22 protein-coding genes and 1 pseudogene are annotated in these 20,509 nt (G+C 63.0%); 11 read left to right on the top strand and 12 right to left on the bottom strand.

The annotated features are described in order from the left end of the window. Positions 1-30: 30 nt before the first annotated feature. The 6 genes from J7E80_RS12190 to J7E80_RS12210 form a co-directional block, all read right to left on the bottom strand. Positions 31-774: an SDR family oxidoreductase gene (locus tag J7E80_RS12190; protein ID WP_215051877.1), complete on the bottom strand. Its 744-nt coding sequence runs from the start codon at positions 772-774 to the stop codon at positions 31-33. Between the two features lie 335 nt (positions 775-1,109). Next, positions 1,110-1,856 carry an SDR family oxidoreductase gene (locus J7E80_RS12195; protein ID WP_215051879.1) on the bottom strand — a complete coding sequence of 249 codons (747 nt, stop codon included), beginning with the start codon at positions 1,854-1,856 and terminating at the stop codon, positions 1,110-1,112. 189 nt (positions 1,857-2,045) lie between these two features. Further along, a complete protein-coding gene (locus J7E80_RS12200) occupies positions 2,046-3,266 on the bottom strand; it encodes a low temperature requirement protein A (protein WP_215051881.1) in 1,221 nt (406 codons plus the stop codon). Between the two features lie 39 nt (positions 3,267-3,305). Beyond that, entirely contained in the window at positions 3,306-4,022 is a 717-nt protein-coding gene (locus tag J7E80_RS12205) for a sigma factor-like helix-turn-helix DNA-binding protein (protein WP_251036777.1), read from the bottom strand. Further along, positions 3,949-4,560: a sigma factor gene (locus J7E80_RS24410; protein WP_311380815.1), complete on the bottom strand. Its 612-nt coding sequence runs from the start codon at positions 4,558-4,560 to the stop codon at positions 3,949-3,951. The genes J7E80_RS12205 and J7E80_RS24410 overlap by 74 nt, the downstream gene beginning before the upstream one ends. Before the next feature lie 4 nt (positions 4,561-4,564). After that, the gene (locus J7E80_RS12210; protein WP_215051883.1) at positions 4,565-6,298 is read right to left on the bottom strand and encodes an L-aspartate oxidase; all 1,734 of its coding nucleotides are present in this window, start codon (positions 6,296-6,298) and stop codon (positions 4,565-4,567) included. Positions 6,299-7,345: 1,047 nt separating this feature from the next. On the opposite strand from J7E80_RS12210, the gene J7E80_RS12215 reads away from it, so the two are divergent. The 6 genes from J7E80_RS12215 (at position 7,346) to J7E80_RS24290 (ending at position 10,666) form a co-directional block, all read left to right on the top strand. Then, positions 7,346-7,525, top strand: coding sequence for a hypothetical protein (locus J7E80_RS12215; protein ID WP_215051885.1), 180 nt, complete (start codon positions 7,346-7,348; stop codon positions 7,523-7,525). 1,032 nt (positions 7,526-8,557) lie between these two features. Then, on the top strand, positions 8,558-8,998 hold the full coding sequence (locus tag J7E80_RS12220; RefSeq protein WP_311380816.1) for a hypothetical protein: 441 nt from the start codon (positions 8,558-8,560) through the stop codon (positions 8,996-8,998). A 276-nt stretch (positions 8,999-9,274) separates the two neighbouring features. Next, positions 9,275-9,997 carry a phosphatase PAP2 family protein gene (locus tag J7E80_RS12225; protein WP_251036778.1) on the top strand — a complete coding sequence of 241 codons (723 nt, stop codon included), beginning with the start codon at positions 9,275-9,277 and terminating at the stop codon, positions 9,995-9,997. Between the two features lie 50 nt (positions 9,998-10,047). Next, a complete protein-coding gene (locus J7E80_RS12230; protein ID WP_215051888.1) occupies positions 10,048-10,260 on the top strand; it encodes a hypothetical protein in 213 nt (70 codons plus the stop codon). A 46-nt stretch (positions 10,261-10,306) separates the two neighbouring features. Then, positions 10,307-10,438, top strand: coding sequence for a hypothetical protein (locus J7E80_RS24285; protein WP_285291843.1), 132 nt, complete (start codon positions 10,307-10,309; stop codon positions 10,436-10,438). Between the two features lie 96 nt (positions 10,439-10,534). Beyond that, a complete protein-coding gene (locus J7E80_RS24290; protein ID WP_285291844.1) occupies positions 10,535-10,666 on the top strand; it encodes a hypothetical protein in 132 nt (43 codons plus the stop codon). Positions 10,667-10,873: 207 nt separating this feature from the next. Here the strand turns inward: J7E80_RS24290 and J7E80_RS12235 are convergent, their stop codons facing one another. From J7E80_RS12235 to J7E80_RS12260, 6 genes are all read right to left on the bottom strand, one after another. Then, positions 10,874-11,569, bottom strand: a complete 696-nt coding sequence (locus tag J7E80_RS12235; protein WP_215051890.1) for a maleylpyruvate isomerase family mycothiol-dependent enzyme — start codon at positions 11,567-11,569, stop codon at positions 10,874-10,876. A gap of 335 nt (positions 11,570-11,904) precedes the next feature. Further along, complete coding sequence (locus J7E80_RS12240) at positions 11,905-12,051, bottom strand: hypothetical protein (protein ID WP_215051892.1); 147 nt, start codon at positions 12,049-12,051, stop codon at positions 11,905-11,907. Between the two features lie 5 nt (positions 12,052-12,056). Then, positions 12,057-12,356: a hypothetical protein gene (locus J7E80_RS12245; protein ID WP_215051894.1), complete on the bottom strand. Its 300-nt coding sequence runs from the start codon at positions 12,354-12,356 to the stop codon at positions 12,057-12,059. A gap of 446 nt (positions 12,357-12,802) precedes the next feature. Beyond that, positions 12,803-13,372: a dihydrofolate reductase family protein gene (locus J7E80_RS12250; protein WP_215051896.1), complete on the bottom strand. Its 570-nt coding sequence runs from the start codon at positions 13,370-13,372 to the stop codon at positions 12,803-12,805. A 24-nt stretch (positions 13,373-13,396) separates the two neighbouring features. After that, entirely contained in the window at positions 13,397-13,981 is a 585-nt protein-coding gene (locus J7E80_RS12255) for a dihydrofolate reductase family protein (RefSeq protein WP_215051897.1), read from the bottom strand. A 16-nt stretch (positions 13,982-13,997) separates the two neighbouring features. Continuing rightward, on the bottom strand, positions 13,998-14,624 hold the full coding sequence (locus J7E80_RS12260) for a dihydrofolate reductase family protein (protein WP_215051899.1): 627 nt from the start codon (positions 14,622-14,624) through the stop codon (positions 13,998-14,000). Between the two features lie 961 nt (positions 14,625-15,585). Between J7E80_RS12260 and J7E80_RS12265 the strand changes: the two genes are divergently transcribed. The 5 genes and pseudogenes from J7E80_RS12265 to J7E80_RS12280 all read left to right on the top strand — a co-directional run bounded on the left by J7E80_RS12265 (position 15,586) and on the right by J7E80_RS12280 (position 19,214). After that, positions 15,586-15,807 carry a helix-turn-helix domain-containing protein gene (locus J7E80_RS12265; protein WP_215052159.1) on the top strand — a complete coding sequence of 74 codons (222 nt, stop codon included), beginning with the start codon at positions 15,586-15,588 and terminating at the stop codon, positions 15,805-15,807. A 242-nt stretch (positions 15,808-16,049) separates the two neighbouring features. Continuing rightward, positions 16,050-16,580, top strand: a pseudogene (locus J7E80_RS24620) (putative immunity protein); the annotation flags it as partial. Positions 16,581-17,221: 641 nt separating this feature from the next. Further along, on the top strand, positions 17,222-17,827 hold the full coding sequence (locus J7E80_RS12270) for a dihydrofolate reductase family protein (protein WP_215051901.1): 606 nt from the start codon (positions 17,222-17,224) through the stop codon (positions 17,825-17,827). A 206-nt stretch (positions 17,828-18,033) separates the two neighbouring features. Then, complete coding sequence (locus J7E80_RS12275) at positions 18,034-18,381, top strand: plasmid pRiA4b ORF-3 family protein (RefSeq protein WP_215051903.1); 348 nt, start codon at positions 18,034-18,036, stop codon at positions 18,379-18,381. Between the two features lie 197 nt (positions 18,382-18,578). Continuing rightward, positions 18,579-19,214 carry a hypothetical protein gene (locus tag J7E80_RS12280; RefSeq protein WP_215051905.1) on the top strand — a complete coding sequence of 212 codons (636 nt, stop codon included), beginning with the start codon at positions 18,579-18,581 and terminating at the stop codon, positions 19,212-19,214. Positions 19,215-20,509: the final 1,295 nt, after the last annotated feature.

A 20,509-nucleotide genomic window follows, 5' to 3' on the forward strand; every position in this document is an offset into this window, starting at 1 on the left:
CCTCTGTGAAGGGCACCCCGCGCAGCCCGGCTACTGCTGATTCAGCCAGTCTTCGAAGCGGGTGTTATAAATGGTCGCTTCGTTGCCGGGTAGCAGTTCGCGCTCCTGGAGCAGGGCGTTGAAGTAGCGTGCGTTGGGGTCGGTGACGACCTCGCGGGGGTCGCCTTGGAAGCTGAGGCCCTTGCGGATGAGCTCGTCGAGACCGAATTGCTCGGGGCCGGCGACCTCGATGGTGGCATTTTGTGGACTTCCGACGGTGGTACGGGCAACAGCGGTGGCTACGTCCTCAGCGGCCATGGGCTGAATCAGCGCGGGTGACAGACGAACGGTGTTTCCGTCGGTCGCGGCCTGTGCGATGCTCTTGACGAACTCGAAAAACTGCGTCGCATGGACAATGGAGTACGGGACACCTGATTCCTTGATGAGCTTCTCCTGGGCGATTTTCGCCCGGAAGTAGCCGCTCTCGGCCAAACGCTCGGTGCCGACGACCGACAGTGCGACGTGGTGGCCGACGCCGGCTTCCTTCTCTGCGGCGAGCTGGTTGCGGGTGGAGGTGGTAAAGAAGTCCAGCACAGCAGCATCTTCAAACGAGGGCGAGTTCGACACGTCGACTACCGTGTCGGCTCCCTGCAGCACGTCCGCGAGGCCCTCGCCGGTGAGCGTGTTCACCCCCGAGTCAGGCGAAGCGGCCACCGCTTCATGGCCTTGTTTGCCAAGCTTGTTGACCAATTTTGACCCGATGAGTCCGGTTCCGCCGATGACTACGATCTTCATGATCTTTCCTTTCCGTTAGTGGCATTAGGAACGTGGTGATTCCGTACAGCAGCTATGACCCGATACCAACACAATCTGTGACAGCCTGAGGAAGATTGCCTCATCCGCGTCCGGGTACTGCGTCATAGTCGGCGCCGTTGACAGGCTCACAATGGCACGCCATAGGTCAGCTGCCAACCCTTGTGATGCCGGAGAGACGGTCCGGGTTCAATGCGGTGAATTCCAGCCCGCAGTCCTGCGGCCGGGCTAGCCGATGTCCTGGCTATGGCGTCCGGAGCTGGGTAGCGCTGCTGGCGAAATCTCCTATAGTCGCGGAGACGTAGCTAGAGACCGTGCTATGACGTCAGGTTCAGCCAGTCCTTGAGAGAGATGTCCCCGACGCGTGCTTCGCCGAGGGGAACGATGCTCGTCTCTTCAATTGGCATGCCGAAGTACCCCGCCTCGGTATCAATGACCACTGGGCGGGGATCATTGCGGGCCGCGAGAACCCGGGACACGAATTCGTTGATCCCTGCACGCTCAGGGCCTGCCATTTCAAGAACGCCGTTAATCGGCGCCGAGACCGCCGTCTCGGCCACAATGCGGGCAACGTCGGCAGCAGCCAACGGCTGCATCAGGTGACTTGTCACATACACCGACCCGTCGCGTGTTCCGGCGTCAGCGATCATCGGGATGAACTCAAAGAACTGGGTAGCCCGCAGAATGGTGTACGGCACTCCGCCTTCTCTAATTGCCTTCTCCTGGGCAGTTTTTCCGGCAAAGTAGCCGACAGCCCCGATACGGTCGGTTCCAACGACGGACAGAGCCACATGATGTCGCACACCTGCCTTTTTCTCAGCGGCGAGAAGATTGCGGGATGAAGTGGAGAAGAAGGGAACGACTACCTTCTCATCGAAATCGGCAGTGTTTGTCAGGTCGACAACTACGTCCGCCCCCGCCATCGCCTCATCCAATCCCTGGCCGGTCACCGAATCCACCCCGGTGGAAGGGGACGCCGCTTTCGCCTCATGGCCCTGACTGCTCAGGATCTCCACAACCTGCTTGCCGATCAGGCCAGTGCCGCCGATAACAACGATCTTCATGATCTTCCCTTCGATAATGGCTTAGCGGAATGCAGTGACATTCCGTCCACCAGCTATGACCGGGTACCGGATCAATCTGTGACAGCCTTTGGAAAATTGTTCAGCGCCAAAGTTCCTAACTCCGGGGAGCTTGTCTGGGCCACCTTTCGGAACAGCCGAAACGTGGCAGGCGGCAGGATCCGTGATCGATCAGCTTGCTTCCCGCTTGTGTCCGGGCTGCAATACCGTCACCGCGACGACCAGTGCACACACAACCGCGATTCCGCCCACCACTCCGACAACCCCGATCGCACTGACGCTCGCTGGAATCGCGAGCACCGTCGCCACCGCTGGCAATATCACCGACGGACGAATGACTGACCCGGCCGTGAGCGGCGAGTGAATCGCCCACAGCAATCCCATGAAAACAGCGGTCGGAATCGCGACGCAGTATCCGGTGATAAACGCCTGCGCCAGGGGCTGAGGTCCGGTCAGCGGGAGCGTGATCGCAACTTCGAGGCCTGCTCCGAGGGCGGCCAACGCCGCGAAAATGGCGTAGTGCCAGTATCCCCATTGGTACGATTTCTCACGATTTGCCGACAATGCCTCACCCGCCGGAGGTAGGAAGTACAGCCACCACAGGGAGAACAACAGCGCGAGACTGGCGGCCGAGACGGCAATCAGGTACGCGCTCACGCCGCCGGTGGTTAATGCAGTTGCCACGCCATTCGATGCGGCCAGCACGCTCTCGCCCAGCAGAATGATCGCGAACAGGCCATAGCGCTCGGCAATATGATGCGGATGCCAGCTGCTGTGACCCGTTCGTTCGGCCCACAACGGAACGGTGAGCTCCAAAATTGCGAGCATCACGAACGCGACGAGCTGCAGCTGCCCCGGCAACAACCCCGCCTGCTGCAACACCAACCGCAGGACCCACCCCAGTTGAAGGACCGCGAACCCGACTGCGTATCGTAACGCCGTCCGGCGGCTGGCCGGATCCTCAATCGCGGCGCGTAGCCATTGGGCAATCAAACCGACGCGCATCACAATAAAGCCGAGGGTGACCGCCAGATAGTCACCGTCGTTGAAGGCGGCGGGCACACCGGCGCCCAGCAGCAGCACGCCTCCCATCTGCACCATCGTCAGCAGCCGGTAAAGCGCATCGTCCGTGTCGAACGCGGACGCAAACCAGGTGAAGTTCATCCACGCCCACCAGATCGCGAAGAACACCTGCAGAAACGGCAGGACCGACTCGGCTAAATGATTTTCAGCGATGCCGTGTGCCAGTTGCGCTGTAAGGCTGGCGACAGCTACCACGAAAGTGAGATCGAACAGCAGTTCCAGCTGGCTTGCACGGCGGTGCGGTTCGTCCGCCGCACGGGCTCTCATACGTACTCGCGGACCACGCCGGGCCGGGCTGATCTCAGACATTAGCGGCGCCACATGACGGCTCAGGATGAAAGCCAACGGTCAGCCGCCAATCCTCGTCACGCCAGCGAGCTTGTCCGGGTTCATCGTCCACAACAGCCGATCAATACCATCGGAAGTCGCCGTAACCGTCACCACCGCAAACACCACCCCGTCCCGTGTAAGCCGTGCAGAGGGCCGGCCGTTAGCCATGAACGGCTCGGTATCGACACCATCCCAGAAGCGGGTCGCGAAGGCCCGATGGTACTTCGCGACCCGTTCCCGTCCTACTACAGGGAACTTGGAAGCCCGAACCTTACCGCCGCCGTCGGAGTAGCTGACGACGTCAGCGGCGAACAGTTCTTCCAGCGCGGCCAGGTTCCCGGTTCGCGCAGCAGCCAGGAATGCTTCCAGCAGCTGCCGCTGCTCGCTCACGCTCACCGCTGCGCGTTTCTCCTCGGCAAGGTGTTTGCGTGCCCGGCTGACCAACTGACGGGCATTCTCTTGTGTCTGTTGGATGATCTCCGCGATCTCCTCATAGGGGTAGTCAAACGCTTGCCGCAGCACATACGCGGCCCGTTCGGTCGGCGTCAACTTTTCCAGTATCAGCAACACGGCCAGCTCGAGCGCTTCACCACGTACGGCGCCCAGTTCAGGGTCGGCGCTTGTGTCCACAGGCTCCGGCAGCCACGGAGCGACATACGTCTCACGACGGGCATGTGCCGACTGCCCGACATTGATGGCAAGACGGGTGGCGGTGGTCGCCAGGAACCGGCGCATTCCGAACCATGCTGCGATCGCATGTCTGCCATCGAACCCACGTCTCTTGGACGATGTCCTCCGCCTCGCTGACACTGCCGAGCATCCGGTAGGCAATCCCGAACAAGCGAGAACGGACCTCCGCGAATACCGTTGACGCAGTCTCTAATTCGGCGGCAGACCCGCCATCGGCACCCATGTCGCCCATGTTACTGCTCCACCAGGCGGATCGTGCCACGAAAATGTGGCCCGAATACGGCGATGGAACCGTGGATCTCTCCAAAAGGAACGAGTCACGTTCGATTATCCGGTTCTGCGACTGGGCAGCCTGAATATCGTCCAGCATCTCCCGGAGACCCACAACGCCGAGCTCGGACAGGAATGCAGGGCATGGATCTTTCGGCCGAAATCCCTGTGCATCCTCCTCAAGGTATGCAAATTCATGATTAGTTTCCCCAGGTTCCGCAGGTTGTTCCTGGCTGTCCCTCCTCCCCGGCCGCGCCGCCACCGGCGGAGCGAGATGGGCGGGTGTCTTGATTGATGGACCAGACAAACTCATTCGTTCACTCGACCAGTTTGTCCGCGGTTGTGACCGGTCGACGCATAAGCGTCGCAATCTCGTGCGATACAGACGCGATGCCTTCGTGCTCGACGCCACGAGCAGGAGACCAGACAAGATTCACCTGCAAGCTTGAATCAAGATCCGGATAGTCGCTGCGGTTATGACAGCCGCGCGTTTCACGACGTTCACGGGCAGCTTCGAGCGTCGCACGCGCCGCAAGAGCGGCCGCCTTCAGATCGAAGGCGTGTGCAAGATTCTGATATCCGGCGATGTCGGGATGCACCCCCACCTCGGTGATGCGGGCTTCAATCCCGTCGAGTTCGGCGAGGCCCTGCGTAAGACCCTCTTCGTTCCGCACGACACCCGCATGCTCGGTCATGGTGTCACGGATGGCACGCTGCAATACGCGGACGTTCTCGCGGCCATTGGCGTAGAGCAGATCATCTATCTCTTTTCGAGCCTCATCCACCGCTTCCGCTGAGCGTACGTGCGCGGTGAGGGATTCCGAGTACTCGGCGGCGGCGTTGCCGACGATCCTTCCGAAGACGAGCAGTTCGATCAGCGAGTTGCCTCCCAAACGGTTAGCGCCGTGCAGGCCACTTGACGCCTCCCCGATTGCGTAGAGACCCGCGACATCAGTGCTGTGATCGTCGGGACGGACCCAGACGCCGCCCATGGAGTAATGCGCGGTCGGCGCGATTTCTATCGGAGTGGTCGTGATATCGAGCATCTGCAGTTCGAGCATGGTCTGGTACACACGCGGCAGACGACGCATGATGATCTCCCGCGGCAGGTGCGAAACATCCAGCCACACTCCGCCGTTGGGTGTGCCGCGACCCTCTTGAATCTCGGTGTAACAGGCCAGAGCGACCCGATCGCGGGTCGAGAGCTCCATGCGCTCTGCATCGTATTTCGCCATGAACCGCTCACCGAGGGCGTTGGTGAGAATACCGCCCTCGCCGCGTGCCGCTTCCGAGATGAGCGTGCCGGCGGCATTCTCTGGCTCAAGAATGCCTGACGGATGGAACTGGACCAGCTCCGGATCGCGGATGCGGCCGCCCGCGAGCACTGCCAGGCGGAATGAATCACCCGTGTTCTCGTCACGCCGACTGGACGTGCGCCGCCAGATGCGGGTGTGTCCGCCGGCGGCGAGCACCACGGCGTCTGCATGGATCAGATAGCGCGTCCCGTCCGAGAGCCGGAAGCCGTAGGCACCGAAGACCCGACCGTCGGTGACGAGAATGCGGGTGATGTAAACATCGTCCAATATCGGAATTTCGAGCTGGGCGGCGCGATTAACAAGCGTGCGCTGAATTTCAAGCCCCGTGTAGTCGCCGCTGAAAGCGGTCCGGCGGAACGTATGAGCACCGAAGAAACGCTGGCTGATCCGGCCGTCTTCCTCGCGGGCGAACGGCATGCCGTAGCGTTCCAGGTCGCTGATACCCTGTGAGGCCCCTTTTGTGACGATCTCGACGATTTCCGGGTTCGCGAGATGATAGCTTTCGAGGATTGTGTCGGCGGCGTGCTGCTGCCAACTGTCATCGGCATCCATTGTGCCGAGAGCGGCGTTGATGCCGCCCGCCGCGAGAGAGGTATGGGCGTCGCTTCTGGGCCTTTTGCCGACAGCGAGCACATCTACCCCCCGCTCCGCCAGCTCTATAGCAGCCCGGAGGCCGGCGCCTCCGGTGCCAATGACGAGCACGGACGTCGACACCTGCAGTTCTTGAGACTTCATCACTACATTCCATTCACTCGAGATACCTAAATTGAAGATTCCTTGAGGTGCGCCCGTATGTCATCTTGGATTCCATCGGCGCAACTTGTCCTCCGGTCTCGTCACCAACTAAGACCGGACAGCCCTCAAACTTGTGACAGAAGAAACGACATCTCGTTCTGAGAAGTTGATGCCGATGCGGCAAGTAGAAGTGTCCAGCAGGCTGCCGGGCAGAACAACTGCCAACGACGGAATCTGCGGCCGAGAAGTGGCTCGATATCGGTTGCGACGAAGCCTCAATATTCGAACGGCTCGTGCCCAGCACGGCGACATGAACGCGCCGCCGCACCGAGCGGCCTCTCCGAGAAGCAGGACTATGGTGGCGTTGAAGCATTGCCCTCGGATGCGCCACGCCAATGAGGACCGGTTAGGGTTCGATAAGTAGAAGTTCTGGAGGCCACTTTTTCATGCAATACCTTTCGCAGGTCTTTCACCGCAGGCCATCGGGTGACAGCCAGTACATCAAGACTGTAACCGTGAGCCCTCGCCGAAGAATCTCGCGATCGTACAAGGCAGCTATGACTTTGGTTTCCTTGGCCCTCACACTCTATTTCGCGCTCTCGCTCAGCCGAGAGCTGGGCGGGGGAAGCGACGTTTGGCCCATCTACCTGCCAGGTGTCTTGGCCGGGGTAGCCATGACCGTCTTCATCCAGCGAACGAAAACCCGAGAATCAGACGATTCAGGGCCGGAGGAAGGCTAACAGATTGCGAGCTGCAGCAAGCACCGAAGCAATAGTCGTTCGCTCGACTCCGTCAGCAGCGGAGTTGTCACCCGGAGCCCACACGACGACACCGATAACTTCGTCTCCGCCGGCTCCGTCAATCGGCAAAAGCCCCGCATCCTGCCGGCGCTGTCCCTCGCGACAATAAGCAGCATCGGGATGTTCAGGAAAACTTCGACAAATACTGGGCGACGATCTTGGCCAACCAGTCCCACGGGCCGGCTGCCAATCATCTCCCGAACCGCCACAGGGACGTTCCCGCCTGCTCACTCTCTTGCATGGACCGGTGACGGTCCTGATAACCGTCGGCGTCCTCGTCAGCGCGTCCGCCGCACCCTGGTGGGGAACAATCAGCCTTGGCAACCTCCAAGAGCTTTCGCAGCTGCACCGCTCACGGCCGTCACAGACTATCGCCGGCGCGCAGTTCATCTGGCTGGCTGTGCCTACCGGGGCGGTTGATCTGTGACATCAGGGAGCGGTTGACTCTGTGTGCGGCTTGGAGGTCTGACGTTAGTCCCGCAAGTTCTTGCTGCAAACGCCCTGCTTCCTGGGTCGCCTCGCTCGCTTTCCGGGAGAGGGCAATGTTCTGGTCCGTCAATTCCTGAACGCACAGGCTTTGGGTGTGCGCGTCCGTGCCGTCGATCTGGTCCCGAGAAGTTCATAGATGCGATCCTGGCTTCTTCTGATCTCATGGCGGAGCCGCTGGTTCTCCTGGCGCAGGAGGTCACGTTCAACCCGGAGCGACGCATCAGATGAGTCTGGCCCGGATGGTAGAGGTGCCCTGCGAGAGTGCTTTGAGCTTTCCTGACAGCTGTCATCAGGGGCTCCTGCCGCACACGCCAAGGGCTGACACGGGCGCGGCGGGCGACCTCCGCGACCGTGATGGGCGTGCGCGTGCGTTCCATTGCCGCAATAGTGGCGAGGACTGCTTGTCGTTTGGCTTGCTGTCCTTCCTCCGTTGTTGCACCATGGCCGCTGACTTCGGCTCTGAACCGGTGATCATGCGTCGTCCTCGTTTCGCCCGGGTCGGATCCGCAGGGTTCCGACCGGAATGAAGGGCTTTTCCATGGCCGTCGGTATGGCGGTGCGGAGCCGACGCAGCACGGCGGAGGCTTCCCCCAGGAGCCCTGTTCGCTGTCGGGCAGGCCGGCCAGCCGTGACTCCTGCTCCCGGATGAGGGTTGCGAAGGCCGCGATCTCGTTCTTCGTGTCCGTGATCAGCGACGGGCGGAGGTTTTGGGCGATCTGCCATTTCGCTGGTCGCGCGGTCTGATCCCGCGAAGGTGGAAGAGTCGCAGCAACACGCCGGTCGCCACGATGGCTACGGAACACTCGCGTGGCACCCCGCATTTGAGGGGGCTGGGCGTTCCGGCTCCAAGGCTTTTCCAAGGTCGGGTTGGAATCGTTGATAGAGGACTCTTTTTCCAAAACACGGTCTGTTCAGGGTTGAGCATAGGCGCACGTTTATCAACGGGCCGCTGGCAGGGGTGGAAGTTGTCGTGACAAGCAATGGTGGCTGGCGTCTTCTTTTCGTCCTGGCCGCGGCGGCGTCTGTTGGCCTTTCGGGATGCGCGCAGGTCAAGACAGAGGCAACACCCACAGTGGCCGCGGCCACGATGGAGAAGGCCGGTCCCAACCTCAACCGACTGACGCTGACAGATAAAGCGGTAACGAGACTGGGATTGACTACGGCGAAGGTCACCCAGGGCACAGGAAGGTCCTTGGAAATCCCTTACGGGGCATTGGTCTATGAAGCCTCGGGCAAGACCTGGGTCTACACCAACCCGGAGCCCCGGACGTACATCCGGGCTGCCGTAACAGTGGATCGGATCACGGCCAACGTAGTTCATCTCCGGTCCGGCCCTCCGGCAGGCACCGATGTTGTCACAGTAGGTGCCGCGGAACTGTTCGGGGCAGAGTTCGGTACCAAGGGCCACTGACATGCGCTGAGTCTCATGTTCAGACTGAAGCCTCCACTCTTGCCGCGTGCCTGTTCCGTGTCCTTCGGCAGGCGTCGCAGGGCTCCGGATGCCCTGAACCTGTTGTGTTTACGACGTTTTTGTGGCTATAGGCGTCAAATCAGTGTACGTATCTGTGGTCAGGTTCTTGGAGATTTCTTGGCAGCCGCCTTTCACGCTTGGATCAGGCAGGCATGATCGCTGCCGCGGCAACAGAAGGGCTGGCCAGTGGGCAGGGCGGAAACGGTTAGTGAGAGCATGGCGGCGCGCACGCGGTTGGCGAGGTTGCCCGCACTGCGCCACTGGGTCGCGCTGCCGCTGGTCTTCGCCGTGCTGATTGTGGCCGCGGGGCTGACCATGCGATCCGTCCCCGCTTTCACCGACGCTGACTTCTCGGTCGACGCCGCGTTGAGCCACGGCCATATGCCGCCGCTGACCGTGATCGCCCTCTCTATAAACGTGGTGTTCAGTCCTGCGGCCGGCGTGGTGATGATCGCAGGGATCTGCCTGTTCCTGCTGTTGGTGCGCCGGAGCCCTGTGAACGCCGTCGCTACGGGGCTGGTGGCCGCCGGCTCGTGGGTCAGCAGCGAGTTGTTCAAGCTGGTAGTCGCACGGAACCGGCCAGTCTCCACCGCGGTCTTTGACTCCCTCACACCGGAACCCGGCACCGACAGCTTCCCGAGCGGGCATACCGCCCTCGCCGTGGCTCTCGTCATCGCCCTGTTCCTGCTGGCTCGCGGCACCCGCTGGCAGTGGCCCGTCCTGGTCTTGGGAGCGGCGGTGGCCGTTACGGTTGCCCTGTCCCGCGTCTACCTTGGCGTCCACTACCCCACGGACGTGGCGGCGTCGTTCCTTACCTCCCTGACCGGGGCCTCCTTCATCACGGGCCTGTGGAACAAATACGGGCTGGCGGTGCTGGCACGTCTGCCGTTCCTGGCCAGGCTGGGACCGGTTCCGGCCCCGCGACCAACGGCCTACTAACCGCACCTTTAGGAACAGCGCCGCCTCAGCCGTGTTGGGACACAATGGCAGTGAGCGAACCGGAAGAAGCGCGTGTTGCTGGTGTCTTTTCCCGGGCCGGGCTCCTTGGCAAGGTCTTCTCGGCGGCGGATCAACCGGGTGCGGTCGACATTTACGTGCACTACATCCGCCGGAGGGCGGGCCGTGGCATTATCCGAACCGTGCATGGCGCGGGATACCAGTTGGAAGATCTGTTGTGGATCCGTCCGACGCCGACCGGCTGAGTCTGCGGATCGCCGCCCGCAAGGTGAGGGCCCAGATTGCCCTCGTATGCGCGGCGGGGTCGCCGTCGTGATCCTGGCGCTCGTGCTGTTTGCGCTCTACCGCTCCCAGCCGGCCGAATTCGTGCTGCACCCGGCCGGCCAGGGCATCCGCACACGGAATCGACTCCACAGCTCATGAGTGGCGGATACCTGTCCTTGTGCGTGCCCGGCTACTCATCTGCGCAGGTGACACCTCCCGCAGCTCAGCCGTACGCCGTCTACGCTGTTTCCGGACATGAACACCAATACGGCCAGCAAGTCTCCAACGTCGCCGGGTGTCTATACGCTGGGGCTGGTCGCCTGCGCCTCGCAGAAGCTGCATCACCCGGCGCCGGCCCAGGAACTCTACGTCTCCCAGCTGTCATAAGGCTTCGGCGTATGCGGGGCTGACGTGCGACCGGTGGTATGTCCTGTCCGCCAAACACGGGTTTGAGATCCCTATGAGAGGGCTCGGCATCGGACAGCAACTAGGCTGGCTCACCAGGGAACTGGCATCGGCATGACGATCGATCGGGTTGATTCCATGGGGCAACCGACCGCGTGCGGGGACCGCTCTGGCACGAAGAGGGTCGGTCTATGGCGTGAGGGGACCGCGCATGACCCGCTGGGCAAGGTCGATGTCGCCGTGAACGAGGGCGGTGTCTGAAAGCTTGGAGCGTCCCCAGAGGCCAAGGTACATGTCGTGTGGTGATGCGGTGACTGATGCCGCGATGTCCCCGTTGCCGAAAGTCCAGGTCTTGCCGTCGGGCAGGCTGAAGGTCACCGCCTTTCCTGGGTCGGTCACTCGTCGCAGCCGGAGCTGCCGTGGGGCGAACATTGCCAGGGCCTCGTCGATGCCATCGAGCAGGAAATCTTCGGTGAACACGGGATCCGCCAGGCCGGATGCCTGGTGAGCGTCGACGAGGTGGATGGCGTGTTCGTGTGCCTGGCGGCGAAGCCAGAAACCGGCCGTGTGCGGGGGAGGGCCGAAGGTCCAGCACGGCGCCGCGGGGTTCAGGGCGGTCATCGTGGCCAGGAACGCAGTCGTCCCTTCGAGGAACCAGGTTGCTGCCCCGTTCGAGGGCGGGGCCGGTTCCTGGACGTACTTGCCGGCGCGAACCACGGCGGCAGCCCATCGCTCTATCGAACCGAGATGCCCGAAAAGATCACCAAGGGCCCATCCCGGACAGGCCGGAACGGGACGACCCAAGACATTCTCCGACTGGCACGCCAGCTTGCCGAGGGTGCCGAGGGCAAGAGAGAGTTCGGCAAGGTGGCGTTCGGGCAACATAGGTCGAGCATACAGACAGGCTCTGCTTGAATCCGGACAGGCCGTGGAGCGGGTCATCATCGCTCAGGAAGATGACCTGCGGATCGTTCGGGCCCTGTCCATGGCCCGGAACATCCGGTTCATGAAGTACCGCGTTGAATTCCATTTGGAGTCAGTCCCAGGCCTGTGACGTGAAGAGCCGGCGGGCCGGTGGCCGCGTAATGTTCAGTAGCGAGGCGACTTCTCCTTGGAGGCAGCATTGGGACCAGCGGTCTAGCCATGGCCCAGCCGGAACTCGGTCCAGAGGGGGTAGTGGTCGGATATCCGCCAGGAGACTTCATTCTTCGTCAGCCCGGTCAACACGTGGGGATAAAGTCGAAGGAGCCGGCCCGCTGGTTGTAGGCGATGCCGTGTAGGAGCGGGGTGCCGTCGGGTTCGGAGAACCAGGCGATCTGGTCGTAGAAGTGGCTGGCGCCGCTGTCGTCGAAGATGGTCCGTGGCACAGTGTTCAGTTCCGTTGGTGGCCACAGGCCGTGGCGACGAAGGCCTCGTACAGGGGATCTCCGATCCGGTCCAGGTTGAAGTCACCCAGGACCATTAAGTTGTGGTTCCAGTCGTTGGGACGATCCGCCCACGCCCGCATCCATTGGGCGAAGGCGGTCACTTCCGGCAGCCGCTCGACCGCATTCTTGCCCCACAGCACGTGCACCGAGGCGAGGGTGAATTCCGTGCCGGCCCGGCTGAAGCCGGCGAAGTACGGGGTGCGGGCGAACTGCCGGGCCGGATCGTTCCCGATGGGCGGAAGCACGATTTCGCCGACCAGGCCGGAGGGCTGGACCCGGCCGCTGTCGTAGAGGAAGGCAAGGCGTTCCCCAATGCCGGCAGAGCTCTCGGCGACGTCGGAGGCGATGACCCGCCAGTTCGGGCCGAGACGCTCGAGCAGGAAGCGGAGGGCTTTGGTGCTGCGGCGTGCCTCCTGCAGGGCGATGACGTCGAAGCGGGAGATGACCTCGGCGATTCACGCCACGGCGTGCCAGTCGCGTTTGGGCAAGTCACTCGGCCCGGCCGCCCACTTTGCGGTGACATCGCCGAAAGCCCGGAGGTTCCAAGTTGCGACCAGACACATGCCAGGCGCGGGGCGACAGACCGTCAGGATGGCTGGTGACGATCTGCTCGACGCGGTCGCGGCCGGAGGCGAGTAGCCCGGCGCATCGTGGGAATGGCTGCTCGGCCGAGCCGACGCGGCGGGAGGCGCTACGCCACACGGTAGTGCATGTGCGTGACGCCGGGTGCGTCGATTACACGCGTCAGCTCCAGTTCGGCGCGTTCTGCGCCGAACAGTCGCCGTCCCCCACCGAGCAGCACCGGGATCAGATGGATCTCCAGCTCATCGAGCAGGCCCTCGCGGAGAAGGGACTGGGCGAGTCCGGCCCCGTGCACCATCACGTCCCGGTTGCCGGCGGCTGCCTTGGCCTCGCGGATCGCCGTGGCCGGTTCGTGCACGTAGTGGACCCAGCCGCTCTGCGGCTCGGGCAAGGGGCCACGGGTGGGCACGAAGATGGGCACGCCGTGGTGGTCGCCGCCCCAGTGGCCGGCGTAGTCAAAGGTCTTGCGGCCGACGACGACCGCGCCGGTCGCCATTGCCTCGGCGAGGACCTGCCCGCTGATCCCCGGCGGGTCGAAGTGGGGGTAGTCGGAGACGGGCTCGCCCAGCCACTCGTGAAGTCGGAGACCGCCGGTTCCGAGCCCGTTGTCCGGGCCGTCGTCGGGACCTGCGATGTAGCCGTCGAGGGACATCGACATGTACAGGATGGCCTTGCTCATGGTGATTCTCCTCGCGGTGTTCTGTCAGTGATGCCGAGTGGGAAGGTAGAGGAGTTCCTGGGTGCGGCCGTCGAGCGTGCGACTCTCGATCAGCTCCAGGTCGAAGTCGGCGGCACCGGCGAAGATCGGTGCGTCTCCGGTCTGGCCGCTGATCACCGGGAAGATGGTCACCTGGAGCCGGTCGACGAGGCCGGCGGCCATGAGGGTCCGGTTCAGCGAGAGGCTGCCGTGCGAGCGAAGCGGGAGCTCGGATTCATCTTTGAGCCGTGCGACGATATCGGCGGCGTCGCCGCGTGCCAGAGTCGCATCGGGCCAGTCGAGAGGCTCTTCCAGTGTGGACGAGAGCACGGTCGTGGGCTGGTGCTTCATTCTGGTGTTCACGGGGTCGATGGCCTCTGAATCCCGGGTGAGCGTTCCGAGGAACCGCTGGAACATCCGGAAGGTGTTCGCTCCGAGGACCAGCCGCAGTTCCTCGCCGTACTGCGCGGCGCGGCGATCCAGGAACTCGGGACCTTGTTTGCCCCAGTAACCACCCCAGTCGCCGTGGGCGTTGTAGGAGCCGAAGCCGTCGAGCGTGGTGAACACGTCCCAGGTGTAGGTGGCAGTCATGATGGTCTCCTGATTCTCACTTGGTGGGGTCGGAGGCGTACCGGGGGAGTCCGGCGGGCCGGTACGTCTGCAGGATGATTCCCTTCGGGAAGGCCCGCGTCGCTACCAGTTCGAGCGCCAGATCGGGGCCGTGTTCGGGGAACAGCCGCGCGCCCTGGCCGACGATCACGGGGCAGACGAGCAGGGTGAGCTCGTCGACGAGGTCGTTTGCCAGCAGCCAGCGGGCGAGTGCGCCGCTGCCGTGCACCTGCAGTTCGCCGCCGGGCGGGGTCTTGAGCTCGCGGATCGCGCTGGCGAGGTCCCTGGAGAGCACGGTCGTGTTCGCCCAGGCCGGGTCGGTGAGGGTGGTGGATGCAACGTACTTGGGCCTGGTGTTCAAGGCCGTGGAGATCGGGTTGTCGCCCTGGTCGGAGCCCCAGGTGCCGGTTCCCCAGGACCAGGCGAACATCTCGTACGTGCGTCGGCCGAACAGGAACGCGTCGGCGCGCTGGTAGTAGTCGCCGACGTAGGCCAGCGACTCGTCGTCGAACAGCGGCCTGGCCCAGCCGCCTCTCTCCATGCCCGGGTCGAAGTCGGGATGACGTCCGCCGTTGGACTGGTAGACGCCGTCGACGGACACCTGGATGTTGACCTTCAGCTCCATGGCAGTTGTTCCTCGTCTCATGGTGGCGGTCGCGTTGGGATGCGCGCCGGCTGACTGCTCGATGTGTACCTTAAGAAGTGAAGCACGCTTGACCTTAACTGAGTATGCAAGGAACTGCGGCTGACTTGCCGCAAGTAGGCGCTCGTCCTCGAGCCCTCCCTGACCTGATGTGCACCCCTGAGCTAAGAGTTGGTGCGGACTCTGGCTGTCCTCAGGCCGTGCCTATGCATCGCGGGGGAGAGGCGCCCTTGATTCCCGGGGAGTTCTGAAGGAATCATGGCGCTGGTCGCTGGAGGAGCAGGCTACGCCCTGTCGTGGACTCCAATGATGGGATCAAACATCAGAGACTGCGTGTTGCGCCCGATCCTTCCCTCTCTGGGACGCCCATTATCCTGTCCCACCGCACTGGCGTCCTCTCTCCAGCCACGGAGGCCTTCCTGGAAATCGTGACGCCGGGAAATGACGGTAAACGAACCAGCAGCCCCGTCTGTTGTTGAGAATTGCAGCCGAACCCGTGACACCGGCCTGAGACAGGCTGCCAAGTTCAATTTGAGCCCCATAGGAGCATCATCGTGGACACAACAGGTGCGAGCCCTGCGAGCATGCCCTTCGTCTAGCTTGGGACTACAGCCAAACGTTCGAAAGTGACAAACTTCCAGGCCTGCACCCGCACGGGCCAACCTTGGACGGATGACCCGGCGGCGGTCAGAGCCGTAGCGGCCACACTCCGTGAATTCCCGGACACAGACAGCCGGCGGACGACACAGCGGCCCGCGTAGCTGAGGCAGCGGACGGTTGAAGATTGCGCCACCTGGCCGCCGTCGTGGCGTGGCTAGCTGCTCGCCCTCAGTAAACATCCGGTTGCGAAGCAAGGCCGTCGGCAAAGGGACGTTACCGATTCGGCTCGATCCACACCCCATAGGATGGTCCAGTGACAGATCAACCCTTATAGCGCCGCTTCCTGACACTCGAGCAGGCAGCCGAAGAGCTCAACGTGAAGTCGAGCCTTATCCGGGGGCTGATCAGCAGTGGAGAGCTGCGCGCCATCCAGGTTGGTGGCCGCGGCCTGTGGCGCATCGGCCTCCAGGATCTGGAAGATTACATCGCCGCAGCGTACCGGCGCACAGCTGCCCACATCGCTTCCGGCGAGCTCCTGGACGGCGGGGAACAGGACAGCCAGTAGCCATTCGCTGGTGCGGCCTGGCGATCAGGGTGACGATTTGGGGTGCGTTCAGGTCCGGACTGGTGACGTTTCAGGAGATAGTCATACTCGCAGTCTGTTCCTTCCGAGTTGCAGACAGTCGTGACGCAATCCTTTCACTACTCCAGGGCCGTCCCGTCCGATAGCCGGTCCGTTAGGGGAAACGTCCTGCGGGCCCCGCGTGCGAAAATGCTGGCACGCCATCCCCGCAGTCACTAAGCGAAGCTGATCGCCGCCTCGTAGCAACATGGGCGGCGGACTGTGCTGAACGGGTCCTGGTCTTGTTCGAGACGGAGGCTCCGACCGGCGGTCGACCACGTGATGCCATCGCTCGTACTCGGGCGTTTGCTCAAGGTGAACTTGATGCCGCCGGTGAGATTCGGCGGCGCTTCCTTGCTGGTCGGGCGGCGCAGGCAGTGAGCTCACCCGCGGCTGTGGCGGCTGCCCGGGCTGCTGGACAAGCTTCCGGGGTCGCTCACATGGGCGCACACGCTCTTGGCGCAGCCGCCTATGCCGCGAAAGCGGCCGGGCTGGCCGCTCCGGATCAGCCCACGGCCATCTCCGAGGAGATCTCATGGCAACTCGAGCACATGAATGCTGGAGTGAGGGCGGCGCTTCAGCAGTTGCCACCACTTGGTGAGGACTCCGCGGGTCCGCTCGGTTTGGGACTTCTCGCGTCGGGCCTTCTTGGGTCAATCATTCGGAAGATTCAGGCCGCTATGGACAATACCTCGCCACAGGAGGGTGCTCTGTAGGCGATCCGCCTCCGGGCGTTAGAGTTCACGTCGTGGACAGGCCGCGTTGCCTGCGGCGGCCAGGCTGCGCTCTACTGCTTCGTCCATGGCGAGCCTGCCGAATCGACGATGTCGCGCTCACAGTCCCACGCGTCATACTCTCCAATGGTGATCTGCTTCTAATTGCGAGTTGAGCGTCCCCGGTTGTGAGCGCATCTTCGTCGACCACGACGAGCCCAGCCGGATCGCAGATTGCCTCGCTTGGGTCGTATGCCTCGACTACCTCCGCCCCGGCGACGTAGGCTTGGCGCCGTCGCCGGTCGCAGACGCCCTCGGTGGTCCACGGGCGGCATGAGGCCGGCTACAACGTTTGCCTTACGACTATTTGAAGGAGGCTTGAACACGATGTTCACGAAGAAGGGTGCCGCGGCCGTTCTCACCAAACTCAGCGAAGCCCCCGCACAGTACCGGGAGATTGGAGAACGCCTGCATCGCATCATCCGGGAGAGCGGTGAAACTGCTCTTTCCATGGCTACAACACGACCTCGAAGCACCCAACGATGAGAACCCGAAGCTAAGGGTTCGCCCGTAAGATACCGTCTCGCCACCGGTGCCGAACGCGCGCACAATGGAGGGTACCTATCCACCCGGAAGGAGTGCTGATGAGTGCACGGTTCGTGTACTGGATGAACGTCTCCCTCGATCTCATGATCGAGCAGCATGCTGGCGATCACAACAACCTGAGCGGTCCCGACTGGATCCGCCTCGGCGCACCGCTGCACCGGGAGTTCAACGCCCGAGCCCGCGCGATGTCGGCGATGGTCGAGGGTCGTGTGATCTACGAGATGATGGACCCCTTCTGGCCGGATGCTCGTGGCGACGGATCGCTTCCCGATTTTCTACGCGAGTACGCCGAGATCTGGACATCGATGCCTAAGATGCTGGTGTCGCACACACGCACGCTTACACCGGAGCTGGCATCCCACAACACGCGCATCATCGGCGGGGACGACGCGATCGACCAGCTGGCTGCGCTGCGACAGGATGCGGAAGGCGACATCGCCGTAGGCGGCGCCACGCTCGCCACGCAGCTGCTGCGCGCGGGCTTACTCGATGAACTAATGCTGTTCACGCATCCCGTCATCTTGGGCTCGGGACGACGGCTCTTCGATGATCCGCGCCCTCGCGTCAACCTCGACCTGATCGAGGAGCAGACATACGATCAAGGCGTCACGCTTCACCGCTACGCTGTGCGCGGCGTGGTCTGATCAGCACGACCCGTAGAGGATGCTCAAACGGGACAGCAGAGAGCCGTTATAGAGCCGGATCGCAGGCACATCATCGTCGTTCAGGCGCGTGCACAAGTTTTCGCTCATCCTTGTCGCGGAACAGCCCCTTCCTGCGGGATGCTGGCGCCCGGGGCCCTGCAGTAACGCGACTGCGGCACCGCCGCGGCGCGTGCCATCCTTGGGGTATGGCACGAACCTGGTTGTCGCTGACGGTGGAACTGCTTGGCGGTCGTGGCGAGGAGCTGTGGCCGTGGCCCGGGCGCATCTTCGCGGTCGGACCCTCGCACACCTTCATGGATCTCGCCAACGCCATCAACGATGCCTTCGCCCAAAGGAACCGCTCGCACCTGTCAATGTTCACCCTGGCCGACGGCCGGGTAATCGACGAAGAGACGGGAGCCGAGATGGCCGGTCGATCGACGGGCCGATCATCGCACCAATCGACATCGCTGCTGCAAGGTCGCCGGACGCTGGAGCCGGGGGCTGAGTTTCAGTTCACGTTCGACCTCGGTGACGCCTGGACGCACCGATGAGTGGTCGGGGAGGTGAAGTTCGACCCGCTGGAGGTATTGGGTATCCGTCCTGATGCCCCCTGCCGTACTGGGGCTGGGGCAGCATCCCGGACCAGTACGGGCGCCGGTGGGCTACCGACGACGGGGAGAGCCGGGCGCCGGGGAAACCGAGCCGGCCGCACCCGATGCTGCTGCACGCGTGGCCCGCACAGGTGCAGGTGCCTGGGCTCGACCTGTCCGAGCTGCGTGAAGCCATCGCGGCAGGAGATGCGGCTCGCTTCCTGGCAGCGGTGACAGGGCGCGACATCGATGACACTCTGCAACAGGTCGGGGCCGGCATACCGATGGCGCTGGAGCAGAGACGCCAAGAGGCTGAGTCGGTGGCAATGTCGGTCATCAACCGACTGACTTGGCGCGGCGGCGCTGGTGACCGGCTGCTGGCCGAGGACGTGCTGGCGGGTCTGGGCCGCATGCCGCTGACAGGCCGAGTGGTGCCGGTAGACCTCGACATGCTCAGCACCGTGCTGGAAGGGGATCTCGACCTGTCGACCGGTGGCTACGTCGACCTGCGCACCAGGCAGGTGTACGACGACAGCCCCACTGACCCGAGGATGGTCGGGGAGGACGCCGCCGACGTGGAGGAGCCGGACCGTTGGCTTCGGCTCAACCGCACCGGTTCGCGGAACGGCTGGCGGGACATGGCGGCCTTCGCCGAGCGGCAGCACGATGAGGCCCTCCGAGGAGGCCTCGCTGGACCTCGAGATGGATGGCCTGGCCATCGATCAGAAGCGGGGCGGGTTAATCAGAATCTCCGCGCAGCGCGGATGGAGCTGGCCGGGCCGTTCGTCGACTAGTCGCGGTCGCCCGCGGACAGTGCGCCGGAGTGTCCCGGCTACGACCGGATGGTCAAGGACTACGCGGCGGGCCGAAATCCGCGCAGGCCCAGCACTTCATGGCCGACGTCCAGGCCTAGGTCGACGTCCATATCCGACGGAAGAGCAGCGGCCGCAAGTACCGCAATCGAAGCATGTCAACGTAGGTGCTTCATCAACTGCGGGTTAGTGCCCTTTCGCCCCTTCCGGCGCGCCTCTGACCTGGTGTTTTGTGCTGTCGGTGGGGTGGAGCCGAGGGCGAACCTGCGAACAGCGCGGAAAAGAGCCAATGAAGCATGCCTCAGTACGTGCTTCGGCAAATTAGCGGTTCCTGAGCTGATCGGCTCGGACACCAGAGGATCTGGTCGCTGACTCGCTGCCATCGGCGGTCACACTAGAGTCTCGCACAAGTGCCCCGTCAGGCTTCGGCCTGGCGGGGCACTTGCTGTTTCAAGCTGATCGAGTAGTGGCCGGTACGTGTCTCGTCGACGCTGATCCGCCCTTTGCCATGAACTGCCTGGGGCGGGCTCACCGTCTCACGAGGGAGTAGAAGTTGGCTGACTCCTGCGGAAGGTTTGATGGCGTCGCAGGAGGTCTGCGCGATCGTGTTGGGTTCATGCTTCTTCTCGTTCTGCTTTCGTGGATTTGCCCCGTGCGACGGGAGGATTGAGCCAGCGGAACAGCGGATCGACTTCTCGCGCGCCCGGCGCATGCCGTGCGGGGCGTGCGGTCATGGTTGGCGCGTCTATCTGGACTGGCTCGATCGATAGGAGCAGGCGAAGGAGAATTGTATTGAAATTTATATGGGTTTCAAATTAGGACAATATCGCACGTTTCTGCAGGTCAAAGCAGTTCTTAGTACCCATCTCCGCTTAATAGTTAGTGGCCCACCAAAGTTGAGTCTAGATGTGCTCGGTGAACACCGCTGAGACTTCCCCGGCGCGAAATTCTAAGACCACCAGCGGGCCACGGCACTTGCGAGTCGCACCATCGACCTGGCGGCAGACGCCTGCTGATCTGTCTTCCTGCCCGACACATGATGGGTACAGATCACCCCCACGATTTCCCGTAAGGGGGACCGGCCATCGCGGGGAAGGCAATCCGGCGCAGGATGCTCTGCGATGCGTCGGCGAAGGCCGCGTGGCTTGTGGGTAGGAAAATTCTTTCCCATTGTCGGCTTACGCGCCCGGAGGGATTCTTTATACGGGATGCGGAGTCTGCAGTACGAGCCATGGCGTGCCGCTGCCAGTTGGGGCAGCGAGGCTCTCTCCGTATCG

The organism is Arthrobacter sp. ISL-28, from assembly GCF_018613875.1.
In the GTDB taxonomy this organism is placed as follows: Bacteria; Actinomycetota; Actinomycetes; order Actinomycetales; family Micrococcaceae; genus Arthrobacter.